The sequence below is a fragment of the Stenotrophomonas sp. 2YAF22 genome (genome assembly GCF_052114665.1).
Lineage (GTDB): Bacteria > Pseudomonadota > Gammaproteobacteria > Xanthomonadales > Xanthomonadaceae > Stenotrophomonas > Stenotrophomonas indicatrix.
Map to the genome: position 1 here is coordinate 1 of NZ_JBFRFE010000111.1, position 8,880 is coordinate 8,880.

Here is an 8,880-nt window from a genome sequence, read left to right on the forward strand (position 1 = left end):
GCATGCGGCTGCGGTAGGTACCGGACACGCGCAGCTGCGAGCTCTTCCACGGCATGCGCCAGATCACCGAGCCGTTCACCGACCAGTCCGGCTGGTACAGCAGGCGGTCCAGGCGGCGCTGGCTGCCATCGCTGATGCGGTAGTTGGTCTGCCCGTCCAGTCGGGTGGCATTGAGGTACATGTCGAAGCGGTGGCGGCCCCACTGCAGGTTGCGGTTTGCCACCGCGAACTCGACACCGCGCAGCGTGGACTCATCGGTGTTCATGGGCTGGGTGACGCGGTAGCGGACATCACCGATGTTCTCGAACGTGGTCAGGGTATAGATGTCGTCCTTGATGACCTTGTCGAACAACGCGAGCGACACAACGCCGTTGTTGCCGTTGAAGTACAGATCCCAGGCCAGGTCGAGGTTGGTGGCGCGGCGCGGCTGCAGCGAGGCATTGCCCTGCTTGATGGTGCAGAAGCCTCCGCCCAGTTCGTCATCGCCACAGCTGGTGCTGGTGGCCTGGGCGATGTTGCTGGGTGTCGGCCGGCCCAGCGTGCGGCTGGCGGAGAAGCGCAGGCGCTGGTTCTCGCTCAGCTTGAAGGTCGCATTCAATGACGGCAGCAGGTTGTTGTAGCCGCCACTGCTCTTGCGGAATGCCGAGGTGTAGGTGGTACCGCCATCATCACTGAACGGGCTGAACGCATCGAAGGAGGTGTGGTCATAGCGCAGGCCGCCGATCAGCAGTAGCCGGTCCCAGGCGTAATGCGCCGAAACGTAGGCGTTGGCGATGTCTTCCACGTACTTGTAGTCGCTGGTGAAATCGGCATTCGGGTAGGCCGCATCATTGTTGCCCAGCTTCGGGTACAGCTCGTCATGCCACTTGCGGTTGTCGATCAGCGGGAAGCCGGGGACGCTGCCAAGCAGCGTCGAACCGGGATACAGATAGTCGTTCAGGGTCGCGCTGGTCTTGTAGTAGTCGAAATCGATGTCCTGCCAGATCTTCAGGTGGCGATACTCGGCACCAGCAGCGAGACCGAAGCCGCGCGCATCGGCATCGATGTTGTAGCTGAAGTCGGCACGCAGGTTGTCGATGCTCTCCTTGGCGTCACGCGGCGAGATGTAGGCCTGCGCGGGATTGAGCTTGAACGACGAGCTGGTCAGCAGACTGGAGTCCGAGACGCCCACCGCGTTTGGAAAGCCATGGCTGTCGTTGGCGTAGTCGACGAACAGGTTGCTCGGGTACGCGCGTACGCCCCAGTAGACCTGGGTGTTGTGGAAGGTCTCTTCGGTGTGGCCGGCGCGCAGGGTCAGCCGCGAAAGGTCGCCGATATCCCAGTTGAAGCTGGCGATCGCACCGCGGTTGCTGCGGTCCCAGCGGTCATGGCGATTCTTGATGTAGATGCTGTTGATCTGGGTGGTGCCGCCGTCCTCGGTCTGGTTGCGTATCGGGAACTTGGCATTGCCATACAGATCGGTCTTGTTCATCGTCGAGTTCTCGTAGAACCGGTRCGAGTACAGCAGCAGAGAGGCATAGAACGGGTCGTCCGATGGCTTCCATTCCAGCTTGGCCGAGCCACCGAAGTTGGTGATGTAGTTGGTGTAGGTGCCGGTGCTGAAGTTGCCCGGCGCGCGCAGACCGTTCCAGCCTTTCGCCTCGTCGGGGCCGGTGGTTCCATCGGTGAGGTACTTGCCGGCATCGTTGTAGTAGTAGTTCGATTCCACCCAGCGCTTGACGCTGTTGCGCGAGCGCTGTTCGTAGCGCGCGACCGCGACGATGCCGAACTGATCGTCGCCGCCGAACTGGTTGGAGAACACTGCCTTGGCGCTCTTGCCGAAGTGGCCCAGGGTCTTGTGGTCGCCACCCGCGCTGCGCCCCACATTGGTCTCGGCCGTGGAATGGATGCCGGCCACGTCGGCGAACACGTACTTGCCGGAGCGGTCAAAGGCGCTGCGGCTGATGATGTCGATCACACCACCGATGGCATCCGGTGCCTGCTCGGCGCTGAAGCTCTTGTAGATGTCGGTGCGGGTGCCGATGTCGCTGGGAATCAGCTGCAGGTTGTTCATGCGCTCGCCGGAGCCACTGCCGCCCACGCTTGCGATCGCGATGCCGTCGATGGTCGTGTAGTTGAGATTGGCCTGCACGCCGCGCACCGTCACGTAACGCGGTTCGCCCGCATCTTCCACCGCACTCAGGCCGGGCGCGGCCATCAGGCTCTCGGCCAGCGTCTCATCGCCGTAGCTGTCCATCTCGTCGTAGATCACAGAATCCTTGATCACCGGCGAGGTCTTCTTCTGGTCGATGACCTCATGGGCGGCGATTACCTTGATCGTGCCCAGGGTCGGGGCCACCACCTCTTCCGGTGGGCGCGATGCAGGTGCGGCCGGCCGGCTTTCCCGCGAGACCGGTGCCGCGTCGATGGCGATCACGTTGCCGTCCACCACCGTGTAGCGCAGGCCGGTGCCGGCCAGAAGCGTGTCCAGCGCCTGCTTGACGGTGGCCCCTCGCGGTACCGCGCCCGCCATGGGTGCAGAACCCGCGCCGGCATACAGGAACTGCACGCCTGAACTGCGTGAAAGCTGCTCCAGCGCCTGGCTCAGCGGCTGCGCGGCGATCGCTGCGGTGACCCGGGTCTCAAGCCCATTGGCCGACGCCGCCTGTGCATGCGCACCCAGACAGGGAGACAAGGCCAGTACCACCGACAGATAGAGCTTCTTGCGCATCACGGTTCCTTGGAGGAGAGAGGACTGCTGGTACCGCGTCGGCATGCGACGGCGGCTTCTCCCAAGTAAGAGCCGGCATCGGCGGAAGTGAAGAACGCCGATTCGATGAATTTTTTCTGACAGCCCTTCGCCGAACCCCGATCAACGGCTGGACACCCATACCGTGTCCGCTTCGCGGCGGATGACGAAGCGTGCGTCCCGCTGCAGGAATGCCTGCAGCGCGGCGACCCGATGCGCTTCCAGGCTGCCTGACAGGCGCGCCGCCCGCGCCGCGTCGTCGGTCAGCCGCACCTGTATCTGGTTGTGGCGGTTGAACGCTGCCGCCACCTCGTCCAGCCGCTCATCGCGGAACGACACCCGGCGCTGTTGCCAGTCCAGCAGCATCGACACCGGTATTTCCAATGGCTGCACCGCATGGCTGCGGTGATCGACCTGGACCACCTTCCCGGCAGGCAGCTGCGCCAGCCGTCGTTGCCCGCTACCGGCGGTCCAGACCTCCACCTCGCCGGACACCACGCCGATGCGCGTACTCTGCAAACGGCGCGACACATCGAACACGGTGCCGATGTCGAGGATCTGCAGATCGCCAACCTGCACCTCGAACGGCCGGCGATCCGCTGCGATATCAAACGTGGCCTCGCCGCTCAGCAGTTCAACCCGACGGCTGAACCAGCCGATGTTCACCCGCAGACGGCTGTCTGCGTTCAGGCGCACCTGCGTCCGGTCAGCCAGCACCACCTCACGCAGTTGCCCGTGGCCGGCGATCAGCATCTGTTCGCGAGGCATCAGCCACGGCACCAGTCCGGCCACCAGCAACAGGCAGCAGGCCACCGCAGCCACCCGCCTCCAGAGTGGTCGGCGTGATCGCGATGCAACCACGGCGCGCGGCACGGGCACCGGTACGGCAAACAACGGCACGACTTTCGCCGTTGCCGGCAGCTCCGGCAGCGCGGCCCTGTCCCCCTGCTCCTGTCCGTACGCCACCATCACCGCGCCTACCTGCCGGTGCACGTGCAGTACATGCAGGTACGCGCGTATGTGCTCGGGAGAGCGCTTCATCCATGCCATGAACTCGATGCGCTGAGCGGCGCTCAGGTCACCCTCGCGGTTGCACAGGAACCAGTGCGCGGCCTGCTCGGCCACCTCGTCATCCATCGCTGCAGGCTCCTGCCGGTTCATCCATCCTTCCCGGCGCCGAGCGCCTTCCTGCAGGCATCCAGTCCCTTGCCGATGTGCTTGCGCACCATGTGCACCGACACATCCAGCTGTGCCCCCACCTGCCGGCAATCCAGCCCATCGCGATAGTGCAGCTCCATCACCTGCCGCGTCGTCGGCGGCAGTTGCGCGATGGCGCCGCGGATTCCGCTCCAGCGCTGCGCCCGCTCGAAATCAGCTTCGATGTCCTCCTCGCTGCGGAGCACCTCGGCCAGCAGGTCGACGTCCTCGATCTGCGGCAGGCCGGAGCGCGAGCGTGCCTGTTCACGCGCCAGGTTGGCCGCCACCGCGAACAGATAGGCTTCGGGGTTCTCGATCGCCTGGGCATCTTCGCCGGTACTGCGCAGCAGCCGCAGGTAGACCTCCTGGGCCAGGTCCTCGGCATCGGCAGCCTGTGAACCACGCCGAAGGAAGAAGCCACGCAGCAGGCGGCGCCGCAAGGCGTAGCTCTTCTCCCAGATCCTGACGCTGTTCACAACCGACCAACCACCCCGAGGCTGGAAAACCCAGCAGGGTGCACACCAACGATGACATCCGCATTGCAGCGCCGCATGGCCAAGCGAAGGTTCGCGCAGACCCAATCGTCGCCCGTCTACCCGCCAGCCGATACGGCGCCTACGCTTGTCTCCTCGGCAGCCACCACGGCCGCCCCCGCGCCACGGACCTGCCGGCGCGACTCCGCTCCAGAGCTGTCGCCCTGCCGGCGGTGCCGTGCAGGTGCAGAACCGGCGCTCTCTGGAGACGCAGCATGAACCAGGCACACTTCCCTCTCGACGCCGATCCGCAGGAAACCCGCGAATGGCGCGAGTCCCTGCAGGCGGTGATCGAGGCCGGCGGCCGCCCCCGCGCGCACTATCTGCTGGACCAGCTCGATGCACTCGATGTGCAGCAGCATGGCGACCTGCACACCCGCGCGTGGACCGCCTACACCAACACCATCCCGCTCGAACGCCAGCCCGCGTACCCGGGTGACCTGGCAATCGAGCGGCGGTTGAACGCGATGATCCGCTGGAACGCCATGGTGATGGTGCTGCGTGCCGGCAGGCATTCCAATGTCGGCGGCCACATCGCCACCTACCAATCCGCAGCAGTCATGTATGACGTGGGCTTCGATCACTTCTTCCGTGGACGGACCGAAACCTTCGACGGCGACATGATCTACATCCAGGGTCATTCGGCCCCGGGCATCTACGGCCGGGCGTACGTGGAAGGCCGCTTCAGTGCCGAGCAGATGGACAACTTCCGCCGCGAAGCCGGACGCGAGGGCCTGTCCTCGTATCCGCACCCGCGGCTGATGCCAGGGTTCTGGCAGTTTCCCACCGTGTCGATGGGCCTGGGCCCGCTGACGGCGGCCTATCAGGCCCGCTACATGCGCTACCTGGAATACCGGGGGCTGAAGCAGCACCAGGGTCGCAAGGTCTGGGCCTTCCTCGGTGATGGCGAAATGGACCAGCCCGAATCGCTGGCGGCCATTTCGCTGGCTGGGCGCGAGCGCCTGGACAACCTGGTGTTCGTGGTCAACTGCAACCTGCAACGTCTGGACGGACCGGTGCGTGGCAACGCCAAGGTGATCCAGGAACTGGAAGGCACCTTCCGCGCCGCCGGCTGGAACGTGATCAAGGTGATCTGGGGCAGCGGTTGGGACGAGCTGCTGGCACGCGATCACAGCGGGCTGCTGCGCCAGCGCATGATGGAGTGCGTGGATGGTGACTACCAGACCTTCAAGTCGCAGAGCGGCGCCTACGTGCGCGAGCACTTCTTCGGGCGCTACCCGGAACTGCTGGCGCTGGTGGCGGACATGAGCGACGACGAGATCTGGGCACTGGCACGCGGCGGCCACGATCCGCAGAAGGTATTCGCCGCCTACCAGCAGGCGGTGAACACCAGCGGTCGCCCGAGCGTGGTGCTGGCCAAGACGGTGAAGGGCTTCGGCATGGGCGAGGCCGGCGAAGGCCAGAACATCAACCACCAGCTGAAGAAGATGAGCGCCGACGCGGTGCGTGCGTTCCGTGACCGCTTCGACCTGCCGGTCAGCGACGGGCAGCTGGAAGAGATGCCCTACCTGCGCCCGCAACCGGGCAGCGCCGAGGCGCTCTACTTCGCGCAGCGTCGCCAGGCGCAGGGCGGCCAGCTGCCGGCACGGCTGACCCAGGTCGATCCGTTGCCGCTGCCGTCGCTGTCCACGTTCAACGGGCAGTTGCAGGGCAGCGGTGATCGTGGCCAATCCACCACCATGGGCTTCGTACGCATCCTCACCACCCTGCTCAAGGATCCCGAACTGGGCAGGCTGGTGATCCCGATCGTGCCCGATGAATCGCGTACCTTCGGCATGGAAGGGCTGTTCCGCCAGATCGGCATCCATTCCTTCCTGGGCCAGCTGTACACCCCGCAGGACGCCGGCCAGCTGAGCTATTACAAGGAGTCCAAGGACGGCCAGATCCTGCAGGAAGGCATCAACGAATCCGGCGCAATCTGTTCGTGGATCGCAGCGGGCACCGCGTACAGCAACCACGGCCTGGCCACGATTCCGTTCTACATCTTCTATTCGATGTTCGGCCTGCAGCGCGTCGGCGACCTGGCCTGGGCAGCGGCCGACGCGCGCACCCGTGGCTTCCTGCTTGGCGCCACCTCCGGCCGCACTACCCTGATGGGCGAAGGCCTGCAGCACGACGATGGCCACAGCCACGTGCTGTCCTCGGTGATTCCAAGCTGCGTGTCCTACGACCCGACCTACAACTTCGAACTGGCAGTGATCATCCACGACGGCCTGCGCCGCATGTATGTGGACCAGGAAGACATCTACTACTACATCACCCTGCTCAACGAGAACTACCCGCACCCGGCCCTGCCTGACGGCGCCGAAGCCGGCATCCTGAAGGGGCTCCATCTGCTGCGTCCCGCTGCTGCCGACAGCACGGCACAGCCTCGCGTGCAGCTGATGGGCAGTGGCTCGATCCTGCGCGAGGTGCTGGCCGCCGCCGATCTGCTGCAGCAGGATTTCGCCATCGCAAGCGATGTCTGGAGTGCCACCAGCCTGACCGAACTGCGCCGTGATGGCCTGGCTGCCGAGCGCTGGAACCTGCTGCATCCGGCCGACGAGCCGCGCGCTCCCTACGTGCAGCAGTGCCTGCAGGACCATGCCGGGCCGGTGGTGGTGGCAACCGACTACATGAAGATCGTAGGCGACCAGATCCGCCCCTTCATCAACGACCGGCGCTTCATCGCACTCGGCACCGATGGCTTTGGCCGCTCGGATACTCGCGAATCGCTGCGCACGTTCTTCGAAGTCGATCGCCACTTCATCGTACTGGCGGCACTGAAGGCCCTGGCCGATGACGGGCATGTGGAACGGGGCCTGCTGCAGCAGGCGATCGACCGGTACGGCATCGACACCGGCAAGCGCGATCCCGCCGCGGCATGACAGAACAGCAACGGCACCCGCAGAGCACGCTTCTGTGGGTGCCGTTGCATCACATCACTACGGCAACCGCTTGAACAGGTTGGTCTGCAGGATCGGCGTGCCGTCATGGCCGAAGAAGGCCTTGGTTTCGGTCATCGTTGAACGATCGGCGGCCACCGTGTACACGCGGGTGGACGCCGGCGCGCCATGATCGACCAGCTGCATCACCAGCGTGTTCGGCGCCGGCAGTTTCAGCGTTGCCTGGTTGGCGCCGTAGCTGCCGGTCAGCGCCGCAGGCGTACCGTCCAGCGCCAGCGTACCGTCGGATTTCATGGTTTTGCCGTCATGCAGGACGATATCCACGTGCGAGCTCCACCTGCCCGCACCGGCATCCTTGAATTCCAGTACGACCTGTTGCGGCCGCTGTGCCTCAGGGAGTGCGGAAGTGGCGATCTCCAGCGACCAGCGGCCGAGCAGGGGCGAAGGCGGAGCGTCGGCTGCCTGCGCCGTCGATGCCTGCAGCGAAAGAAGGGACAGCAGCACAGCAGAAAACAGCTTCATGTGAGTCTCCTGTCGAGTGAAGAACCGTCTGCGCAACGTGCACGATGGCCACACTACCCGGACTCTGCAGCCACCGGGGCAGGCGCGTAACGAACTGCATCACAGTCCGGCAGTCCGATCCGGGGCCAGGCCCCACGGGGTGAGCATTCATCGAGGTGATTCCGCCGCGCTCAGCCGTTCCATCCCAGCCCGCGCGGCTCGTTGCTGAAGCCTGCGGCCCGCAGCGCGTCCACCAGCGCGCCGCGATGCACCGGCACATCATTGATCCGTTCCAGGGTGAAGGACAGGCGCCGCCCCCGGCGCAATGCCACGGCCAGGGCCTGTGCAGCGGCAACCAGAGTGTTGGCCGCATCCCCTGCTCCGCCCTCGATCCAGCTGGACAGTTGCCGCCCGCCCTGCGCCAGGTACAGCAGCAACCGGCCGTTGCCGATCACCACCATCGCACCGGAACGCCGCAGCGGACGTGCACCGGCCACCGGCTGCGGCCACGGCAGCAGGCTGCCGAAGGGATTGGCCGGATCCAGCGCTGACAGCGCGACGACCGACAGCTCACGCGGCACACGCTCGGACAGCTCGCGCAGATGGTCGATGGTGCCGCGCTCTGCAAACTGTGCTCCGCCCAGCCCCGCCACGAAGCGGCCGCGCAGGACCTGCCCGGCATCTTCCATGCCTCGATAGACAGGCTGCAGTGCAGGGAACCCACCGGTTACCGCTTCGGTCATTGCCGCCGCCCGTGTCACCACCCGGTAGCGATCAAGCAGGCCTTCGCCCAGCGCCAGCGCGCGCACGGTGTCGTTGCTGCGCTCGCGGGGCAGCAACGACCATCGCCCCGCCAGGGTCGGCCCGCTGGCAATGGCCGGGTCCAGCGCCGTGGCCCGCGCGTCCAGCGTCGGCATGAAGCGGAAACCCCGCGTGCGCCGCGAGGCCGACGCAACGCGCGCCCGCTGCTGGCGCACACCGGCCAGGGCTCGCAACGGCGACCACAGGTCGCTGC

Annotated in this window: 6 protein-coding genes; 1 reads left to right on the plus strand and 5 read right to left on the minus strand. The window is 65.7% G+C overall.

From position 1 onward, the window contains the following. From AB4Y84_RS06735 to AB4Y84_RS06745, 3 genes are all read right to left on the minus strand, one after another. On the minus strand, positions 1–2,710 hold a 2,710-nt coding region (locus AB4Y84_RS06735; protein WP_442249905.1), incomplete at its 3' end, for a TonB-dependent receptor. Positions 2,711–2,851: 141 nt separating this feature from the next. Continuing rightward, positions 2,852–3,889 (minus strand): FecR family protein, encoded by a 1,038-nt coding sequence (locus tag AB4Y84_RS06740; protein ID WP_312108653.1) that lies wholly within the window; start codon positions 3,887–3,889, stop codon positions 2,852–2,854. Continuing rightward, positions 3,886–4,401, minus strand: coding sequence for an RNA polymerase sigma factor (locus AB4Y84_RS06745; protein ID WP_312787206.1), 516 nt, complete (start codon positions 4,399–4,401; stop codon positions 3,886–3,888). Before AB4Y84_RS06745 ends, AB4Y84_RS06740 begins: the two co-directional genes overlap by 4 nt. A gap of 272 nt (positions 4,402–4,673) precedes the next feature. Here AB4Y84_RS06745 and aceE point away from each other — a divergent pair, with 272 nt between their 5' ends. Beyond that, the gene (gene aceE, locus AB4Y84_RS06750; protein ID WP_312787204.1) at positions 4,674–7,346 is read left to right on the plus strand and encodes a pyruvate dehydrogenase (acetyl-transferring), homodimeric type; all 2,673 of its coding nucleotides are present in this window, start codon (positions 4,674–4,676) and stop codon (positions 7,344–7,346) included. Positions 7,347–7,403: 57 nt separating this feature from the next. Here aceE and AB4Y84_RS06755 read toward each other — a convergent pair whose 3' ends face one another. Together AB4Y84_RS06755 and AB4Y84_RS06760 are read right to left on the minus strand one after the other, a co-directional pair. Then, positions 7,404–7,886, minus strand: coding sequence for a LuxR family transcriptional regulator (locus AB4Y84_RS06755; protein ID WP_223494788.1), 483 nt, complete (start codon positions 7,884–7,886; stop codon positions 7,404–7,406). A gap of 170 nt (positions 7,887–8,056) precedes the next feature. Continuing rightward, positions 8,057–8,880: Lhr family helicase (locus tag AB4Y84_RS06760; protein ID WP_442249906.1), on the minus strand; the 824-nt coding region annotated here is incomplete at its 5' end.

Bases quoted from the DNA above. Each gene is read 5' to 3' on its own strand.
- aceE (WP_312787204.1), top strand. From the start codon at position 4,674: ATGAACCAGGCACACTTCCCTCTCGACGCCGATCCGCAGGAAACCCGC.
- AB4Y84_RS06755 (WP_223494788.1), bottom strand. From the start codon at position 7,886: ATGAAGCTGTTTTCTGCTGTGCTGCTGTCCCTTCTTTCGCTGCAGGCA.
- AB4Y84_RS06740 (WP_312108653.1), bottom strand. From the start codon at position 3,889: ATGAACCGGCAGGAGCCTGCAGCGATGGATGACGAGGTGGCCGAGCAG.